Origin of the sequence: Listeria ivanovii subsp. londoniensis (assembly GCF_000763495.1) — a bacterium.
Classification (GTDB): domain Bacteria; phylum Bacillota; class Bacilli; order Lactobacillales; family Listeriaceae; genus Listeria; species Listeria londoniensis.
Genome location: NZ_CP009576.1, coordinates 1,362,452 through 1,381,509 on the forward strand (window position 1 = coordinate 1,362,452; position 19,058 = coordinate 1,381,509).

Below are 19,058 nucleotides of genomic sequence, written 5' to 3' on the forward strand. Positions count from 1 at the left end.
TCATGGAGAAAAAAACTATCAAATTTTTCACAGTCGATAATATGGAAAAAGAAGTGGCTTATTTAAATGATATGGCGCAACAAGGTTGGTTTTTGAAAGAATACAAATCATTTAGATACCATTTCGTAAAGGGAACACCGGCAGAGTATAGCTATGCGATTGATTATAAAGAAACGACCGGCGATGAGGAGGAATATAAAACCCTTTTTGCAGATGCGGGTTGGGAACATGTCTATTCCTATCCGATTTTGAATGGGAATTGGATGTATTTTCGCAAACTTATAACCGTGGATGAAACAAGCCAGGCTATTTTCACCGATAAAGAATCTCTTAGTCAGCTATTTAGAAAAATTCGTAAGCGGTGGTCTTTATTTGGTGCCTTAATAAGCATTATGATTATAGTGAATTTTTTAATCGTTTTTCAAATAAATAATTTTTCGGGTAGTACGCTATTCATTTTTGCGGTACTACTGTTTCTTGTCATCCTCTATGGCAAAATGTTTATCAATCTTACGCGAAAAATAAACAATCTAAACAGCAACACTTGACAATAAAAACAAATGTAACTATAATTGTTACAAAGAGGTGAAGAAATGGCCATTTCAACACGTTTTAGCGTCGCCGTCCATATTTTAACATTAATCGATATAAACCAAGAACGCGCGATTACATCTGACTTTATTGCCGCAAGCGTAAATACGAACCCAGTTGTCATTAGACGAATCATGAGTAAACTGAAAAAAGCCGGGCTAATTCATTCAAGTCCAGGTGTTAGTGGTACTTATTTATTAAAAGCAGCCTCGGAAATCACGTTGTATGATATTTATGCCGCGGTGGATGGGACAGAGCAGCTTTTTGACATTCATAAAAATCCAAATCCGAACTGTGAAGTAGGTGCGAATATTCAAGATACACTTGACACTGTTTTTAACCACGCGCAACAACAGATGGAAGCAGATTTAAAACGAACTAATTTGAGTCAAATAACTGCGGATATAAAACAAAAAGCAACAAACTAGCGGGATTTATTTCCCGTTCATTTTTACACTAAATGTAACTGTTTTGGTTACTAATTAAATTGGAGGAATAGATGATGAAAATAGCTATTATCGGAGCAACTGGAAAAGCAGGAAATGAAATTACGAAGGAAGCAGTTCGTCGCGGGCATGATGTCACAGGATTCGTTCGTAATAAAGCAAAACTCACCACCGAAATTAAAACAATGGAAAAAGATATTTTCGACCTAACTACAAGTTACTTAGAAGGTTTTGATGTGGTCGTTGATGCGTTTAATGCAGCACCAGGCGAAGAAAACTTACACCAAACTTCATTAAAACATCTTTCAACTATATTAAAAGGAACAAATACACGCTTAATCGTTGTTGGCGGGGCAGGGAGCTTATACGTTGATCCTGAGGAAACCATTCGTGTCATGGATACAGCAGATTTTCCAGCCGCCTATTTACCGACAGCAACCAACATGGGAGAAGCTTTTAATGCGCTTCAAAAAGAAACGGATGTCACCTGGACCTACATTAGTCCAGCAGCTTTCTTCAATCCAAACGGAGCTAGAACTGGGGAATACAAAACAGCGATTAACATCTTAACTACCAATGCATCAGGAAATAGCGAAATTAGTTATGCTGATTATGCGATTGCACTCGTGGACGAAATCGAAAATGCCAAACATTTGAAGCAACGTTTTAGTGTCGTATCTAAATAAAAAAATTGGTGAAAGCTAAAAGCAGGTGTTATTCGTACTAAAAATCGAATAATGCTTGCTTTTATATTGTGAACAAAACTGTCCCATGCAAATGATGGTTGACACCAAAAGAAGCCAAAAAAAATAAAATTTGATGATTCACCAAATTTTTACGACTTTACCAAATATATTTCGTTGTTTAACCCATCCATTAACAAATCCGTGGTTATTAGAAATTTGATATTCTACTTGATTATTCCGCGTACGAATCGCTGAAATCAAGTGCGTGTAGTAATTACCTTTCACTTTACAAAACACAATATCTTTTACCTCAAGTGTCGTATCAGCTGTAATCGGAATAAGCCTGACTGGTTGGTTCGATTTTATAATTGGCAACATGGAATTTCCTGCTTCTTTATACTTTTCAATGTATAGACCTTGTTGTAACAAAGAAGCCATAAAGCTTGCCTTTGACATTTTCACACCACCTTTCCGCTAGAGTATAACAATTTATTTTTGAAAAGTAAAGCATGTTCAAAGTGAGGTTAGGCTTAGTATCATTTATATAGAAGAAAAGTAATTTTTTTAAAAGTTTAAGATTTCTTAAATGAACACTAGATGGATTGCAATTGTGGTAAAAGTAACGTATTCTAAAATCATCAGGGGATTCGTAGATAGAAAGGCGTGACGAAATCTGAAATATCGAAAACTATCAAAAAAGAAAAAACAAAAAAGACTACTTGGAATAGCAGGAGTACTAGTTCTTATTGTTTTAGTAGGAGTCATTGCTTCGGTTGTTAGACAGCAATATTTAATTATGACAGCCCCAGAACCCGATCCAGCATTTCATTCCAAAGAGCAAAATTTTCTAAATGAACTGTCACCTCACGCGCAAGAAATTCAAGAAAAACATGGCATTTTAACCAGTATCACGTTAGCGCAGGCAATTTTAGAATCAGACTGGGGACAGAGTGATTTAGCACAGAAAGGGAATAATTTATTCGGTGTTAAAGGAAAATCACCGCAGCCGCTCATAACCATGTCGACAAAAGAGTTTGTTGATGGAAATTGGATTGAAGTAAATGCTAACTTCCGAAAGTATAAAGACTGGAATGAGTCACTCGATGCACATGCAAAACTTTTCTTGAATGGAACTACTTGGAACAAAGACAAATACAATGGTGTTGTAGCAGCTGACGATTATAAAAAAGCCGCACAAGAGTTACAAGCAGCTGGCTATGCAACGGACCCAGACTATGCAGAGAAATTAACGACTATCATTGAAAACTATGATTTACAACTATATGATAGAATCGATGATAAAGTCTATTATGATACCAAAGCAACTGGTTATGGTAATGTAAAAGAGGATGTTTCAGGTGCCATATGGACAAGACCATATGGATTATCCGGTGCGCAAAAAGTAGAAGAAATTAACTACTATAAACGAGAAGATTTAAAACTCTTGCGTGAAGCAAAAACAGACAGTGGAACATGGTATCAAATTGCTGTAACCGACGAGCCAATTGGCTGGGTAAAGCAAGAATTAATTGAAAAAAAGTAGCAAAATAACGGAAAAAGACGCAAAAAGGCTTGTCTTATTTATAGGCAAATAGTCCTTTATGTAGTCTTTTTCTTTTTTATTTGCAAAAAAGCGACCAAAGCAAACAACTTAAATACCAAATACTGCCACGTTTTGTAATATATGTCACCTAAAAGTAATGTGTATTACAAGAAACTTTTGATAGAATAAAGTGGTTGTTTAAAGGACACTGGTTTCTAGTTAAGCAAAAAAACTAGAAGGATAACTCAAAAAGGATGTGCAAAGGATCATTATGTTACAACTCGCAAAGAAGCATTTGGTGACAATTGGAATTGGACTTACAATTACATTATGTGCATTACCACTCCATAGCCAAGCTGCTGGTCTAGAGGACGGCTTAACTTCCAAGCAAGAGAAGTTTATTAATGAGATTGCGCCGCATGCAGTGAAAGTACAAAAAGAACATGGTATTTTAGCCAGTATTACTATTTCGCAAGCAATCCTTGAATCCAATTGGGGAGAAAGCAAGCTCGCAAAAGACGGTAACAATCTATTTGGTATTAAAGGAGCTTACAAAGGAGCTTCTATTAAGCTGCCAACTAAAGAGCACAATGGTGTTGTTTGGGTTGGAACAGATGCTAAATTCCGAGCATATCCAAGTTGGTATGAATCACTAAATGACCATGCGCTTTTATTTGTTAATGGTCCATCTTGGAACAAAAACTTATATGCTGGTTTAATCAAAGAATTTGATTTTGAAAAAGCTGCGATAGCACTTGGAAAAACGGGATATTCCTCTGATCCAGAGTATGCAGCAAAATTAATCGAACTAATAAAAAAAGCAAATCTAACTAAATATGATATGGTTTATAGTGAACCTGTATCCGAAAAAGCAATCAAAGCTGCAGGAGAAGTAGCATCTATTGATAATAGCTTTATTTGGTCCGCTCCAAGTGGAACAAAAGATGCTAAGCCAATAGAAAAAGTTTCCAAATATAGTAGTCGAAAAGTTTCTATTAATCAAGAAGTGAAACTCCCTGATTCGAATATTTTATGGTATCATATTCATCAAAATGGTAAGTCTATCGGTTGGATAGAAAGTACCTCTATTAAGAATTTTTACCAATCAGAAGACTATTCGCCAACCTTAGAATCACTTCTAAAAACGGATGATCAAAATCGTTTAGTAATCAATATGACTGTGGACACTACAGAACTTCATAAAACAAGACTAGTAAAAGAAGAGCACAAAGGAAAGCTAGTGAAAAACACACCATTGTTGAGTATTCAATCATTCGCTTGGTAAAAATGTTTTCAAAAAGCTGAAGAGTCCATCTCGGCTTTTTTTGCATTTTAACAGGTTTTTTTAGTAGAAACTGTTATAATGGATAAGGAGTTTATAAGGAGGGGTTATTTATATGGATGAACAATTAAAGATGTTAAAAGCGTTAACTGATGCGAAGGGTATTCCTGGTAATGAACGTGCAGTTAGAAATGTATTTCGTGAGTATATTGAGCCGCTTGCTGATAGTTTTGAAACAGACGGTTTAGGAAGTGCAATTGCGAAAAAAGTTGGTAATGAGGCGGGACCAAAAATTATGATAGCTGGTCATTTGGATGAAGTTGGTTTTATGGTAAGCCAAATTGACGATAAAGGTTTCATCAAATTTCAAACAGTTGGTGGTTGGGTTTCTCAAGTAATGCTAGCACAAAAAGTAACGATTGTAACACGTGCAGGAGAAGAAATTATCGGAGTGATTGGTTCTAAACCACCACACGTGATGACAGCTGCAGAACGTCAAAAATCATTTGACATTAAAGACATGTTTATTGATGTCGGTGCAGTAGATAAATCCGAAGTAGAAAGTTACGGAATTCGTCCTGGTGACATGATTGTTCCCGCTTTTGATTTTACAGTAATGAAAAACGAGAAATTTTTACTTGCGAAAGCATGGGATAACAGAATTGGACTTGCAATCGCTATCGAAGTACTTAAAAACTTACAAAAAGAACAGCATCCAAATGTGGTATATGGTGTAGGAACAGTTCAAGAAGAAGTAGGTCTACGTGGTGCAAAAACAGCGGCACATTTCGTTCAACCAGATATTGGTTTTGGTGTCGACGTTGGTATCGCTGGGGACACACCTGGTGTAACAGAGAAAGAAGCAATGAGCAAAATGGGCAAAGGTCCGCAAATTGTCATCTATGACGCATCGATGGTTGCACACGCTGGTCTTCGTGACTTTGTAACTGATGTAGCCGATGAATTAGCTATTCCTTACCAGTTCGAAGCAATTCCAATGGGAGGAACAGATTCCGGATCGATTCATTTAACGGGTAATGGAATCCCTTCCTTATCCATCACAATTGCAACCCGCTACATTCACTCGCATTCATCCATGTTACATCGCGATGATTTCGAAAATGCGGTAAAACTAATTACCGAAGTAGTCAAACGTTTAGATCAAGAAAAAGTAACAGAAATTCGACTAGGTTGAGTTTCGAGAAAAGAGGCAAATTTTCATGGAACAGATTCAATCTGTAAAAAACGACCGTGTGAAAACATGGAAAAAATTACAAACAAGAAAAGGCCGTGATAAAACAGGCACCTATTTGGTGGAAGGTTTTCATTTAGTGGAGGAAGCATTGCACCAAGATGGACTTGTAGTAGAGCTACTTGTTTCAAAAGATGTATCTGTTCCAGAAGAGTGGCTAAAAGGAAATTATGATGTTTTTGAGATTAGCACAGAAATCAGTCATTTTATTAGTGAAACAATGACAGAACAAGGTGTATTTGCGGTAGTTGCTACGACTGAGCCGGATATGATGTTACTATATGGAAAAAAATTACTATTAGTGGATGCTGTTCAAGACCCTGGGAATGTCGGGACACTGATACGAACAGCAGATGCAGCTGGATACGATGCGGTAATACTTGGTCGTGGTAGCGCAGATCTTTATAATCCAAAAGTAATTCGTAGTACTCAAGGTAGTCATTTTCATATTCCTGTCATTCAAGCAAACTTATTTGATTGGATTGCGAACTTAGAAGAAGAAGGTGTTCCAGTAATTGGTGCAGTGCTTGATGCGCAGGCTAAGTCCTTAAATGATATTTCAAAACGAGATACACTTGCTTTAATAGTCGGCAATGAAGGAAAAGGAATCTCCGAAGAATTACAAGCCAGACTTTCTGAAAAAGTATATATCCCAATTTATGGCAAAAGCGAATCTTTGAACGTCGCTGTAGCCGCGGGGATTTTGTTGTATGGTTTAAGAAAATAAGAAAAAGTGGTCGCTAAGCTTTCAATAACTTAGCGACCACTTTTTTAAATTTCATTGTCTTTCTCCATTGCTCCTTCGCGAATAGCGACTCGCTTTAAATCGGCCACGACACTATGCATATAATCAAAAGCCGCGCCCCAATCAATCCCTGAGAAAAAGCCATTCGAGCTACCGGTTGAGATAATGGTTACTTCTGTTTCACCGTGAAAATTATTTATATTCACAAATAAGGCTGCTCGATTAGAGGAACGAAAATAGTATTTCTCACAAGCAATGGTTGCTAGTTCGCCAAAATCAAATGTTCGAAGTTCCGAAAATACAATATTAGAACCTACTTGACCTTGTTTAATAATTTCAAAAGTTTCAGCCACATCTGTTTTTACAATGTAACGACTAGATGGCATAAGAAAGGACCTCCTTTATATCGGCGATTTTAATTATAGTTTAAGTTAATTGAAGAAATAGGTCAAACAAGCTATTAACTTACTAAATATAAGCAACATAATATTAATTAGTTACTTTCTGTTGATAAATATGTTACAATATCCTGAGAGGTGAGAATTATGACTGATGCACATGTTGTATGTCCGAAGTTTGAATCGGCGTTCCAATTGTTAGGTAAACGCTGGACAGGACTTATCATTAATGTCTTACTGACTGGTCCGAAGAGATTTAAACAAGTTGCTGCCGAAATCCCACAAATGAGTGATCGGGTGCTTGCAGAGCGTTTGAAGGAACTTGAGGAAATGGATATTTGCGTAAGACAAGTTTATCCAGAAACTCCTGTACGCATTGAATATGAACTAACTGAAAAAGGGAAAGCACTCCAAGAAGTCATGCTTGAAGTTCAGTGCTGGGCTGATAAATGGGTGGAAGTAGCAAATTAAATGAAGGATAATCTCTCCACCACAAATGGAGGGATTATTTTTTATATTCTTGTGAAAACCACAGGCTTAGCCTGTGGTTCCAGAGAGCTTTAGCGTGGTATTAAAAAAGCCTCCATAAAATGCTAAGATAAATGAGGTTCGCCAACCACATTTAAAAGCATAAGGAGGCTATGTCATGAAAGACGATTCAAGTTTAGCACATACAGTATGGAAATGTAAGTATCATCTTGTTTTTGCACCAAAATATAGGAGACAGATTATCTATGGTAGATACAAAGCGAGTATAGGAACCATTATTCGTTTATTATGTGAGCGGAAAGCTGTGATTATTCATGAGGCTAATGCATGTAAAGATCCTATTCATTTATTAGTGAGATACCTCCAAAGATAAGCGTATCATCCTTTGTAGGCTATCTAAAAGGAAAAAGCAGTTTGATAATATTTGATAGACACGCTAATTTGAAATATAAATATGGAAACAGAAAATTTTGGTGTAGAGGGTATTATGTAGATACGGTAGGAAGAAATCAAAGAACGATAGAAGACTACATCCGAAATCAACTTAGGGAAGACTACCAAATGGACCAATTAAATTTATTTGAAGAGGTAGACCCGTTTACTGGAAAAAAGATACGTGGAAAAAACTAACTAAATTCTAGTAGAATTTGGATGAGAATGTGGTACAAAAGGCGAACCATTCAGAAAGCCTTTAGGCTTAGGTCGTAAAGAGAGGCTTTCAGCTGAAGAACAAGAAGCTGGGACAAAAGGGTCTCTAAAATGAAAAACAAGCAGAAATTATGTCTATTCCATTTTTTGAAATGGCTCTATACAATGATTTCTGCTTTTCTATTTTCCGATTTTTATTGCTGAGATTTAGTTATGTCCCACCCTCCGTGATTGTAAGAGTACAATCTATTTCTAAAATCAAGTGTCTTTTTTTCTTAGTAAAATGGAATAGCAGAACAATCACAACGAATTGGTGATCAACGATTTTATCATAGATAAATGTTTCATTCGTTAGAAGAACTTATTACCAAAAAAACAATAATCTCAAAATCAATGCATTGAAGTTGCGAAATAAAATATCATTTGACATAAAATAATTTTTATCACATTAATCGAAATTATTAAGTTAATTCTTCAATTGAAGCTTTTTTTTTGCGAATAGAATGTACAATTTAAATATATTTTTTGCAGACATATTTTTAATTATATGTTAATTTTAAATAGTTAGACTATATAAAAAATGGAGGCTTTTATTATGAAAAAACTATTTATTATGATTGGTATTATTTTTCTTAGTTTTTCTGTTTTTTCGATTTCAGGAGAGAATGTATATGGGTGTAGAATTAAAATTGGACAAAAGATGATAGAATAAAACCTATCGAAAACATCGGAGGAATTTGTTCAATGAGAAAGCTAGGGAAATGGGACACCAGATTTAAAGAAACAATTGTAGAACTGTATATAGCTGGCACTTCCGTGCAAACTTTATCAGAAGATTATGGCATTGCAAAAGCAACCATCTATACATGGATTAAAAATAAGCAAACAAAAGAAGAAAAACAGAATCGTCCAGAGTTGGCGACAGAGCATGTGGAGATGCAAAAAGAAATCCAGCGATTGAAAGAGGAAAATGAGATTTTAAAAAAGTGTATCAGCATCTTCACGGAGAAAAAGAAAAACTAAGGGGTTCAGAAAAAGTGGCTTGGATTGAAAAACACCGAGAGATGCATGCACTAGGATCCTTGTTACAAATGATTAAATTAGCGAAATCTACGTACTACGAATACAAAAGGAGAGCAATAAGCCGAAGAGAGCGGGCACGAAAACTAAGGGAGAAACGTGTCCAAGCGTTATTTTATGAAAATAAGCAGATTTATGGAGCTCGAAAGTTACAGTTTTTGTTACAAAAAGAAGGAATCATGGTGACGGTTCGAACGATTTCAGCAGATATGAAAAGACTACAACTACGTTGTTGTTATATTAAAAAATGGCGATCTAAGAAGGGTACGAAGCAAGAAGAACTCCTGACAAATGAAATAAAAACAAATCAACCGACAACCGCAGGAACGCATGTATTAACGGATATGACCTATGTATGGACGCAAAAAGATAAATGGGTGTATGTCATTACATTTTTAGACGCCTTTACCCGAAAGGTCCTTCATTTTGGTGTTGGAAAACAAATGGATAGCACCTTTGTAGATGGTCATACAAAGGCAGTTTTAGAAAAATATCCCAGTATCACTTTACTGCATTCTGATCGTGGCAGCCAATATACCGCGGGTAGCTATCGCGATTTACTAAATGAAAATAACGTGATAGTTTCTTATAGTAAGGCAGGTTATCCTTATGATAATGCAAAAATCGAATCTTACCACGCCAGTATTAAACGAGAACAATTATACCGGCTTGATTTTCAGCACATTAACGATGTGTATCAAGCTGTATTTAGCTATAATTATGGTTTTTATAATACAAAGCGTATTCATCAATCTTTAGGCTACTTAACACCAAACGATTTTGAAAGAAAAGCGAATTAAGTTCTATTTATTTTTGTCCAAGTAATAAGAATATGAAGGAGGATGAGATAAATGATTAACTATAAAATTGTTATTTATTTAGGTCAGTTAATTTTTATTATACCAGCTATACTTTTCGCTTTTCATATAGTTGATTCTATTTATATGATTTTAGGATTTATAATGGGTTTAATAATTATGATTTTAGGACTAAGAGCAAAAAAAAAACTACTAGTTAAATATATTTTGTAAGAATAGATACCGATACATTTCAAATACCAATAGAGACATTCCCGTGTATAATTAATCAACAGGTGGAATGTCTCTATGCCGAATGACTTTATCATAGACAAAAGTATATTCGTTAGAAAAACATATCTGAAAACCCATGTTATCAAAATTCTACAAGAAAACACTACTATAAATAATCTTTTCAAACAAAAGATATCTATTAAAAAAATCATTCAAACGAGTTAACTAAACTATCTATCAAAATTTTTTTGTAACCTATGTTTATGTTTTCTAGAATTTTTTTAACTTGAATCTTTGCCTGAACCATACTATAATAGAAACTATCTAAATATCAAAAGACAATGAAAGAGAAAAGTAACAAAGCATGTTTGTAATAGGGAGAAGTGGTCATAGACTGAAAACCACTTTACAGACTAATTTGCGAACATTTCAGCTCTGGAGTCGCCACTGGGAAGCGTATCTGACGTGAAGGTGGATCGGTTACTAAGCCGTTATCAAAATTTTGAGTGGGAGCAATTTATTTGTTCTTATTAGGGTGGTACCGCGAGAAGTCTCGTCCCTTTGTGGATAGAGCTTTTTTATTTTGTCTAAAAAGAAGGAGTGAACGGTATGTTAGAACAATTGAAAACGCTGAAAAGTGAGGCAGAAGTACAAATTGCAGTGGCAACAGATTTAAAAACATTGAACGACTTACGAGTGAAATACCTTGGAAAAAAAGGGCCAATGACTGAAATTATGAAACAAATGGGGAAACTTTCAGCAGAAGAACGTCCAAAAATGGGCTCACTCGCTAATGAAGTTAGAACAGCTCTAACCGAAGCGATTTCAAGCAAACAAGAAATTTTAGAAAAAGAAGCAATCAATGAAAAATTAAAATCCGAAACAATCGATGTTACTTTACCAGGTACGCATCCAAGTATCGGAACTGCTCATTTACTCACACAAGTCATTGAAGAAATGGAAGACATGTTTATTGGAATGGGTTATGCCATTGCAGAAGGCCCCGAAGTAGAGCTAGATTACTATAACTTTGAAGCATTAAACTTACCAAAAGATCACCCAGCTCGTGATATGCAAGATAGTTTTTATATTACAGAAAACACGCTTTTACGCACGCAAACTTCACCTGTACAAGCAAGAACAATGGAAAAACATGATTTTAAAAATGGACCAATTAAAGTGATCTGTCCGGGGAAAGTATACCGTCGTGATAATGATGATGCGACCCATTCGCACCAATTTACTCAAATTGAAGGACTCGTAGTCGGTGAAAATATTACTTTTGCAGACTTAAAAGGAACATTGACTGTTCTTGCAAAAACGATGTTTGGAGAAGACCGTGAAATTCGTTTACGTCCATCATTTTTCCCATTCACAGAGCCCTCTGTTGAAATGGATATTTCTTGCTTCAAATGTGGTGGAAAAGGTTGCCGTGTCTGTAAAGGAACTGGTTGGATTGAAATTTTAGGTAGTGGTATGGTTCATCCAAACGTGCTTGAAATGTCGGGAATTGATTCCACGCGTTATAGTGGATTTGCTTTTGGGCTTGGGCCAGAACGTGTGGCTATGTTGAAATATGCGGTGGATGATATTCGCCATTTATATACGAATGATTTACGCTTTACGAAACAATTTCAAAGCACAGAAACGGGGGAAATCTAATGTTAGTTTCATATAATTGGGTCAAAGAATTTTTTGAAGAGTTCCCGTTATCAGCAGAAGAGCTAGGAGAAGCAATTACCAGAACTGGAATCGAAATTGAAGGCGTGGAAGAATTAAGCGCTAGTTTGAAAAATGTTGTTGTGGGAGAAGTTTTAACATGCGAACGGCACCCTAATGCAGAAAAACTAAATAAATGTATCGTTCAAACAGATGAAGCAGAACCTGTGCAAATCATTTGCGGGGCTCCAAATGTGGCAGCTGGACAAAAAGTCATTGTTGCTAAAGTAGGCGCAAGACTTCCTGGTGGACTTAAAATCAAACGTGCTAAATTACGCGGCGAAGTATCAGAAGGAATGATTTGTTCACTGGCAGAATTGGGTTTTGAAAGTAAAGTAGTCCCTAAAGCTTATGCGGAGGGGATTTATGTGTTACCTGAACATGTAGAAGTAGGCGTGAGTGCTATTCGTTTACTTGGTCTAGATGATGCAATTTTGGATATGGCGATTACACCTAACCGTGCAGATGCCTTAAGTATGACCGGGGTAGCGCATGAAGTCGGGGCAATTATCCACCAAAAACCAGCACAACCAACTCAACCCGATGTATCTGAAAAAGGAAAAGCAGATTCTTTTTTAACGGTAGAAGTGGAAAATCCTATGGAAACACCTTATTATGCCATCAAAATGGTGGAAAATATTACGATTAAAGAATCACCGCTTTGGCTACAAACGAAACTAATGAAAGCGGGAATACGTCCACACAATAATGTAGTCGATGTTACTAACTATATCAATTTATTATATGGTCAACCACTTCATTCATTTGATTACGACAAAATTGGTAGTAAAAAAATTATTGTTCGTTCTGCCAAAGAACAAGAAGAAATAACTACTTTAGATGGTGAAAAACGTAAACTTCAAGCCGGTCATACGGTTATTACTAATGGAACCGATCCGATTGCCATTGCAGGTGTAATGGGCGGGGAGTCTTCTGAAGTTACAGCAAATACAACAACTGTAGCATTAGAAGGCGCTATTTTCAGTAGCTCCTCTATTGGTAAAGCTTCCAGAGAATTATATTTACGTACAGAAGCAAGCATTCGTTATGACAAAGGATCTGACGCTTTTAAAGTAGAGAAAGCACTTGCTCATGGTGGGGCGCTTATCGCTGAACTGAGCGGAGGAACGCTTGTAGGTGGTGTTGTCGAAGTAGATAACCGTGAAAAAGCAATCAATAAAATCGAAACAAGCTTAACTCGGATTAATCGCATTTTAGGAACAGCTATTACACTTTCTGAAATCGAAACCATTTTTAATCGACTAGGCTTTGTACTTGAAGTAAAAGAAGATACACTCATGATTGAAGTACCATCTAGACGTTGGGATATTACAATCGAAGCCGATATTTTAGAAGAGGTAGCACGTATTTATGGCTACGATGAAATTCCGGTTACACTTCCTGCAACGAGCACAACTGGTGGCTTATCGGATAGCCAAAAAGCTCGTCGTGTCATGCGTGCTTATTTAGAAGGAGCTGGGCTTAACCAGGCATTAACTTATTCGCTCACTTCTAAAAAAGATGCGACTCGTTTAGCTTTATCCAATGAAAAAACAGTTGCACTTTCGATGCCAATGAGTGAAGAACATAGCCATTTAAGAACAAGTATCGTACCACAATTAATTCGAAGTGCAAGTTATAATATTGCCCGTAAAAATATGGACGTGGCACTTTACGAAATGGGAACCGTGTTTTATGCAACAGAAGGCGATAATTTACCAATTGAACAAGAGCATTTGGCCGGATTAATTACTGGCAACTGGCACGAGGCGGACTGGCAAAAAACACCAAAGCCAGTAGACTTTTTTGTCCTAAAAGGAATTGTCGAAGGTTTAGTGAAAAAATTAGGTATAAAAGCAGAGTTAGTATGGAAACAAACAGAGAAAGAAGAACTACATCCTGGAAGAACCGCAAGTATTTATATAGAAGGAAAAGAAATTGGTTACTTGGGTGGAGTTCATCCGGCTGTAGAAGCAAATGCTGATTTAAAAGAAACCTATGTATTTGAATTGAACGTAGAAGCTTTACTTGGAGCTGCCAAAGAAAAAGTAGTTTATCAGCCAATTCCTCGCTATCCAGAAATGACTCGCGACTTAGCTTTACTAGTAGATAAAAATACCAATCATGCGACTATTGCAGAAGTAATTAAAGCGCATGGTGGTAAGTTATTAGTGGATATCGAGTTATTTGATATTTTTGAAGGAGAAAGCCTTGGCGAAAACAAAAAATCGTTAGCTTATACGTTAACTTTCCTTGATAGCGAAAGAACACTGGTCGAAGAAGATGTACAAAAAGCAACCAACAAAGTAGTAGATGCGTTGCAAGAAAAATTAAACGCGGTTATTCGTTAATCAGAAGAACTAACCTGTATGGAGAAATTTTCCTGCTGGTTAGTTCTATTTTTTACTTCACTTAATGAAATAATGCATGGTATAATGTTCAATAAGGCACACAAAAGAGGACGGGAAAAATGACCTATGTAGAAATGAAAGATTTATCCAAATACTATCAAATGGGTGAAAACGTTGTCACAGCAAATGATAAAATAACTTTTGGCATAAAAAAAGGGGAGTTAGTTATTATCGTTGGTCCTTCTGGTGCAGGTAAATCCACTGTACTAAATATTCTAGGCGGGATGGACAACGCTAGTGAGGGGAAAATCATGGTGGATAACCAAGATATTGCTCAATATAATGCCAAACAATTAACTAAATATCGTCGTACGGATGTTGGTTTTGTATTCCAATTTTATAATTTAGTACCCAACTTAACTGCCAAAGAAAACGTCGAATTAGCTGCCCAAATAGCACCAAATGCTCTAGATGCAGAAACGGTTTTAAATCAAGTGGGTTTAAGTCATCGATTAGATAATTTTCCAGCACAACTTTCTGGTGGAGAACAACAACGAGTCGCAATTGCTAGGGCTCTTGCAAAAGCACCTAAACTATTACTTTGCGATGAGCCAACTGGTGCACTGGATTATGATACCGGGAAATCAGTCTTAAAACTTTTGCAAGAAACCTGCAAAAATACTGGTACAACAGTTATTATCATTACACATAATACAGCCATTACGCCAATCGCGGACCGAATTATCGAAATTAATAATGCAAAAGTTCGTAGTATTAAAGAAAATCCAGAGCCAATGTCTATTGACGACTTAGAATGGTAGGAAGGGGCAACTAGTGAAACGTACAGCATTATGGAAAGACATCTTCCGTGAAATTTGGCATTCAAAAAGCCGTTTTATCTCCATTTTTATGTTGATTATGCTTGGAGTTGCTTTTTTCTCCGGCCTTAAAGCAACAGGACCAGATATGCTTTTGACAGCGAACAATTATTTTAGTAAATACGAATTAGCCAACTTTCGCGTACAATCAACCTATGGGATAGATAAAACCGACAAACATGTATTAGAATCCATTGCTGGTGTTGAAGAAGTGGAACTCGGTTATACCGCGGATACACTCATGAAAGACAAAAATATCGTTACTAAATTGTACTCCATATCAAATAAAGAGAAGCTAAATGAATACAAAATAGTAAGCGGACATTTACCAGAGAAATCAGGAGAAATCGCACTTGATAACAATAAAACGATGCATGAAAATGTTCAACTAGGCGATGAAGTTACTTTTGTGGATAATGATGGCAACAACTTAACCAATACATTAGTTGAATCAACTTATAAAGTAGTTGGATTTGTTCAGTCACCATCTTATATTCAAAAAGCCGAACGTGGCTCAAGCACTGTTGGCAAAGGAAAAACGGATGCATTTGGAGTTATCCCAGCACAAGATTTTGATTTGCCAGAATATACAGTTGCCAATATAACATTTCAAAATTTAGCTGACGAAAAAGCTTTTAGTGATGAATATATTTCTACGGAAGAAAAAGATAAAGCAAGTATTGAAAAGGCTATCAAAGATCAACCAGCAAATCGTTTGGCAAAAATCAAACAAACAGAACAAAAAAAGCTTGACGATGCAACAAACGAAATCAAAAATGCGAGGACAGAACTGCAGAGAAATGAAGCTAAACTAGCAGATGCAAAAGCACAAATTGGCGCGGGTGTTACCGAATATAATACTGCTAAAGCAAGCTATGAAACGAAAATAAAGCAAGGTGAGGCAGAGATTATTGCCGGAGAACAAGCTCTTGCAAATGCCAAAAATAAACTCGATGCTGCTAAGGTTCAAATTGCGGAGGGAGAAAAAACTCTCTTACAAACAGAGGAAGAACTGAAAGAAAATCAAGCTAGGTGGGAAGCGAATAATAATCTTTTAAATAGCGTTAATAGTTACCTGAGTAATGCAAGATCGACATTAGAAAATGCATTAAGCCAACCGGATCTAGCCGATTACGAATTAGACCGAAATAGCTTAACGAATGCTTTTAACATGGTAGGGACAGAGTTAAATCTTTCAGAGAGCGAGAAGGCTGATTATAAGGAAAGCTTGAATAGATTGATGGACGACTACGAGAATGGTGACATTACGGATGCTGAAATTCGCGCTGCTTTAAATACGGCACTAGAACAAGTCGCTAACGCAGAACAAGAATATCAAACTGCTAGAACTGCATTAGATAAAGGAAGACGTCAATTAGATCAAGGTGCTAAAACACTTGCTCAGAAAAACCAAGAATTACAGACCGCGAAAGCATCTTATCAAACTGGGTTAGCACAATATCAAACAGGGATGAAAAAACTTGCTTCTGCCAAGAATGAATTAGCTTCTGGAAAAGAAACCGGGCGTGTGGAACTACAAAATGCGCTTACTAAACTAAATGCCGCAGAAGCCGAATACGAAAAAAATCTAAACCTATTTACGGCCGAGAAGAAAAAAGCAGATATCAAACTTTCGAAGGCAGAGAAAAAAGTCCAAATTGGTCAGGAGAAACTAGATGCATTAAAATCTCCTAAATATTATGTGCTAGATCGAAATGATAATCCAGGTTATAGTGAGTACAAAGAAAATGCTGATCGCTTAACATCACTTTCAACAGCATTTCCAATTTTCTTTTTCTTAATTGCTGCGCTCGTTTGTTTAACAACAATGACTCGAATGGTGGAAGAACAAAGAACACAGATTGGAACCTTAAAAGCATTTGGTTATTCCAATGGTAGCATTATTTTAAAATACCTTGTTTACGGTTCGATTGCGAGTATCCTTGGAAGTATAGTGGGAATCTTAATTGGTTTTCAGTTCTTCCCAAATATCATTTTTAATGCCTATAAATCAATGTATGAAATGCCATCAGTGGATATAGCTTTTTACTGGAGTTACAGCCTATTGGCTTTATTTGTAGCACTATTATGTACTACATTTACTGCATATGTTGCTTGTCGTTCGGAACTTCGGGCAAATTCAGCTACCTTAATGCGACCAAAAGCACCAAAAGTCGGCAAAAGAATTTTCTTAGAACGAATGAACTTTATTTGGAAACGAATGAATTTTACAAGTAAAGTAACTGCTCGGAATCTTTTCCGCTACAAACAGCGGATGTTAATGACAGTTCTTGGTGTTGCAGGTTGTACAGCTTTGATTCTAACAGGTTTTGGTCTTAGAAATTCAATTAGTGATATTGCAACGATGCAGTACGGAGAAATCATGAAGTATGATGCGGCAGTTTATCAAGATATGAGTGCACCAAAAACTGCTAAAGAAACCTATAAAGAACTTCTAGATGACCCGAATGTGGATAGCAAACTACCAATCGCCCAAACGAATATGGATGCTGTCAAGTCTGGTCAATCGGCGCAAGCAATGTCGATTATTGTCCCGAAAAATTTAAATGAATTACCAGATTATATCGTTCTTCGCGACCGGGCAAGTCATACAACCGAAAAACTCACCGATGACGGGGCAATTATTAGTGAAAAACTGGCTAAATTATATAACATAAAACCAGGCGATAAAATCACTGTCAAAAATGCCCATAATGATAAATTTACTATTAAAGTTAGTGCTATCACCGAAAACTATGCAATGCATTATCTTTACATGACATCAAGTTATTATCAGCAAATTTTTGATGAAAAACCTGTTTATAATTTAGACTTGCTAATGCTAAATGATACTTCGCAAAAGACAGAAACTGACTTTGCAGAAAAACTAGTAGACAGTAAATCAACCTTAAATGTAACCTTCTCGAACAATGTAAGTTCGATGTTGACGGATACATTGGATAGTTTAAATATTGTTATTGTCGTACTAATCACCTCAGCTGCACTACTCGCTTTTGTTGTATTATATAATTTAACAAACATCAACGTGTCCGAGCGTATTCGAGAATTGTCGACTATTAAAGTGCTCGGTTTTTATCCAAAAGAAGTCACGATGTATGTATACCGAGAGAATATTATTTTGACTTTAATGGGAATTGTCACAGGATTTGTACTCGGCTTTTTCTTACATCGCTTCATTATTACGACGGCAGAAGTTGACCAAATGATGTTCAGTCCAGCAATTGATTGGACGAGCTATCTATTTTCCAGCATTCTCACTTTAGTATTTGCCTCTGTGGTTATGATTGTCATGCATATCAAATTAAAACGAATTGATATGATTGAAGCACTTAAATCAGTGGAGTAATAAATAACCTGCTTTTTAGCAGGTTATTTTATTTGACTAACATTCCAAAAAATACTAAACTTAAAAAATAGTTAAAGGGGTGAACTTTATTTGGAAAAACAAAAAGTAAAACAGCTGATTCATAGCTATCAACAAACCTACATATTTGCATTAACTCAAATCCATCAAGCTATATCAGAACTTTCCATCAATACAGCAGATATTTCGATTGAGCAGTTTTTTGTTTTACGAGAGATTGCCGAGAACGATGGAATTAGTGCTAGCGATTTAGCTTTATGCTTGCTTGTAAATAAAAGCGCCGTCACTCCAAAACTCAAAAAACTAGAAGAAAAAGGGTATATCAGACGAGAGAAAAATGAGAAAGACAAGCGAGCCATTGTTTTAACTATCACGAAAAAAGGTAAGGAAATCTATCAAGAATGTGAACAGAAATTAGAAAATCTAGTCAATGAATGGTTAGAAATTTTAGGAGAAAAAGATAGCGAACAATTTTTAATGCTATATGAAAAAATCACCAAGTCAGTCATTCAAACTAGGAGATAAAAGGAGAGA

At 36.2% G+C, this 19,058-nt stretch carries 18 protein-coding genes, 1 pseudogene and 1 other annotated feature; of the genes and pseudogenes, 17 read left to right on the forward strand and 2 right to left on the reverse strand.

Going from position 1 to position 19,058, the window contains the following annotated elements; translation table 11 throughout:
• Window positions 1-2: 2 nt before the first annotated feature.
• The 3 genes from JL53_RS06715 to JL53_RS06725 all read left to right on the forward strand — a co-directional run bounded on the left by JL53_RS06715 (window position 3) and on the right by JL53_RS06725 (window position 1,723).
• Window positions 3-548 (forward strand): DUF2812 domain-containing protein, encoded by a 546-nt coding sequence (locus JL53_RS06715; protein ID WP_003719426.1) that lies wholly within the window; start codon window positions 3-5, stop codon window positions 546-548.
• Between the two features lie 45 nt (window positions 549-593).
• On the forward strand, window positions 594-1,019 hold the full coding sequence (locus JL53_RS06720; RefSeq protein WP_038407160.1) for an Rrf2 family transcriptional regulator: 426 nt from the start codon (window positions 594-596) through the stop codon (window positions 1,017-1,019).
• A gap of 74 nt (window positions 1,020-1,093) precedes the next feature.
• Window positions 1,094-1,723, forward strand: a complete 630-nt coding sequence (locus JL53_RS06725) for an NAD(P)-dependent oxidoreductase (protein ID WP_038407161.1) — start codon at window positions 1,094-1,096, stop codon at window positions 1,721-1,723.
• Between the two features lie 138 nt (window positions 1,724-1,861).
• Here the strand turns inward: JL53_RS06725 and JL53_RS06730 are convergent, their stop codons facing one another.
• Window positions 1,862-2,179 (reverse strand): hypothetical protein, encoded by a 318-nt coding sequence (locus JL53_RS06730; RefSeq protein ID WP_038407162.1) that lies wholly within the window; start codon window positions 2,177-2,179, stop codon window positions 1,862-1,864.
• A 217-nt stretch (window positions 2,180-2,396) separates the two neighbouring features.
• Here JL53_RS06730 and JL53_RS06735 point away from each other — a divergent pair, with 217 nt between their 5' ends.
• The 4 genes from JL53_RS06735 (at window position 2,397) to JL53_RS06750 (ending at window position 6,527) form a co-directional block, all read left to right on the forward strand.
• A complete protein-coding gene (locus JL53_RS06735; RefSeq protein ID WP_077916411.1) occupies window positions 2,397-3,266 on the forward strand; it encodes a glucosaminidase domain-containing protein in 870 nt (289 codons plus the stop codon).
• Between the two features lie 271 nt (window positions 3,267-3,537).
• On the forward strand, window positions 3,538-4,551 hold the full coding sequence (locus tag JL53_RS06740) for a glucosaminidase domain-containing protein (RefSeq protein WP_038407164.1): 1,014 nt from the start codon (window positions 3,538-3,540) through the stop codon (window positions 4,549-4,551).
• 112 nt (window positions 4,552-4,663) lie between these two features.
• Window positions 4,664-5,743 carry a M42 family metallopeptidase gene (locus tag JL53_RS06745; RefSeq protein WP_038407165.1) on the forward strand — a complete coding sequence of 360 codons (1,080 nt, stop codon included), beginning with the start codon at window positions 4,664-4,666 and terminating at the stop codon, window positions 5,741-5,743.
• Between the two features lie 25 nt (window positions 5,744-5,768).
• Window positions 5,769-6,527, forward strand: coding sequence for a TrmH family RNA methyltransferase (locus tag JL53_RS06750; RefSeq protein ID WP_003719433.1), 759 nt, complete (start codon window positions 5,769-5,771; stop codon window positions 6,525-6,527).
• A 44-nt stretch (window positions 6,528-6,571) separates the two neighbouring features.
• Here the strand turns inward: JL53_RS06750 and JL53_RS06755 are convergent, their stop codons facing one another.
• Window positions 6,572-6,931, reverse strand: a complete 360-nt coding sequence (locus tag JL53_RS06755) for a DUF6054 family protein (protein ID WP_038407166.1) — start codon at window positions 6,929-6,931, stop codon at window positions 6,572-6,574.
• A 159-nt stretch (window positions 6,932-7,090) separates the two neighbouring features.
• On the opposite strand from JL53_RS06755, the gene JL53_RS06760 reads away from it, so the two are divergent.
• The 10 genes and pseudogenes from JL53_RS06760 (at window position 7,091) to JL53_RS06805 (ending at window position 19,049) form a co-directional block, all read left to right on the forward strand.
• On the forward strand, window positions 7,091-7,414 hold the full coding sequence (locus tag JL53_RS06760) for a winged helix-turn-helix transcriptional regulator (protein WP_014092610.1): 324 nt from the start codon (window positions 7,091-7,093) through the stop codon (window positions 7,412-7,414).
• A 175-nt stretch (window positions 7,415-7,589) separates the two neighbouring features.
• Window positions 7,590-8,062 (forward strand): annotated as a pseudogene (tnpA, locus tag JL53_RS06765) (IS200/IS605 family transposase).
• Window positions 8,063-8,824: 762 nt separating this feature from the next.
• Window positions 8,825-9,103 carry a transposase gene (locus JL53_RS06770; protein WP_003719437.1) on the forward strand — a complete coding sequence of 93 codons (279 nt, stop codon included), beginning with the start codon at window positions 8,825-8,827 and terminating at the stop codon, window positions 9,101-9,103.
• A gap of 14 nt (window positions 9,104-9,117) precedes the next feature.
• Complete coding sequence (locus tag JL53_RS06775) at window positions 9,118-9,960, forward strand: IS3 family transposase (protein WP_038407167.1); 843 nt, start codon at window positions 9,118-9,120, stop codon at window positions 9,958-9,960.
• A 51-nt stretch (window positions 9,961-10,011) separates the two neighbouring features.
• Window positions 10,012-10,191 carry a hypothetical protein gene (locus tag JL53_RS06780; RefSeq protein WP_003719439.1) on the forward strand — a complete coding sequence of 60 codons (180 nt, stop codon included), beginning with the start codon at window positions 10,012-10,014 and terminating at the stop codon, window positions 10,189-10,191.
• Between the two features lie 332 nt (window positions 10,192-10,523).
• Window positions 10,524-10,755 (forward strand) — a binding site (T-box leader).
• A gap of 45 nt (window positions 10,756-10,800) precedes the next feature.
• Window positions 10,801-11,853, forward strand: coding sequence for a phenylalanine--tRNA ligase subunit alpha (gene pheS / locus JL53_RS06785; protein ID WP_038407168.1), 1,053 nt, complete (start codon window positions 10,801-10,803; stop codon window positions 11,851-11,853).
• A complete protein-coding gene (gene pheT / locus JL53_RS06790) occupies window positions 11,853-14,261 on the forward strand; it encodes a phenylalanine--tRNA ligase subunit beta (RefSeq protein WP_038407169.1) in 2,409 nt (802 codons plus the stop codon). Before pheS ends, pheT begins: the two co-directional genes overlap by 1 nt.
• 119 nt (window positions 14,262-14,380) lie before the next feature.
• Entirely contained in the window at window positions 14,381-15,082 is a 702-nt protein-coding gene (locus JL53_RS06795) for an ABC transporter ATP-binding protein (protein WP_003719443.1), read from the forward strand.
• Window positions 15,083-15,095: 13 nt separating this feature from the next.
• On the forward strand, window positions 15,096-18,506 hold the full coding sequence (locus JL53_RS06800) for an ABC transporter permease (RefSeq protein ID WP_038407170.1): 3,411 nt from the start codon (window positions 15,096-15,098) through the stop codon (window positions 18,504-18,506).
• Between the two features lie 90 nt (window positions 18,507-18,596).
• On the forward strand, window positions 18,597-19,049 hold the full coding sequence (locus tag JL53_RS06805) for a MarR family winged helix-turn-helix transcriptional regulator (RefSeq protein ID WP_003719445.1): 453 nt from the start codon (window positions 18,597-18,599) through the stop codon (window positions 19,047-19,049).
• The last annotated feature ends 9 nt before the right edge of the window (window positions 19,050-19,058 follow it).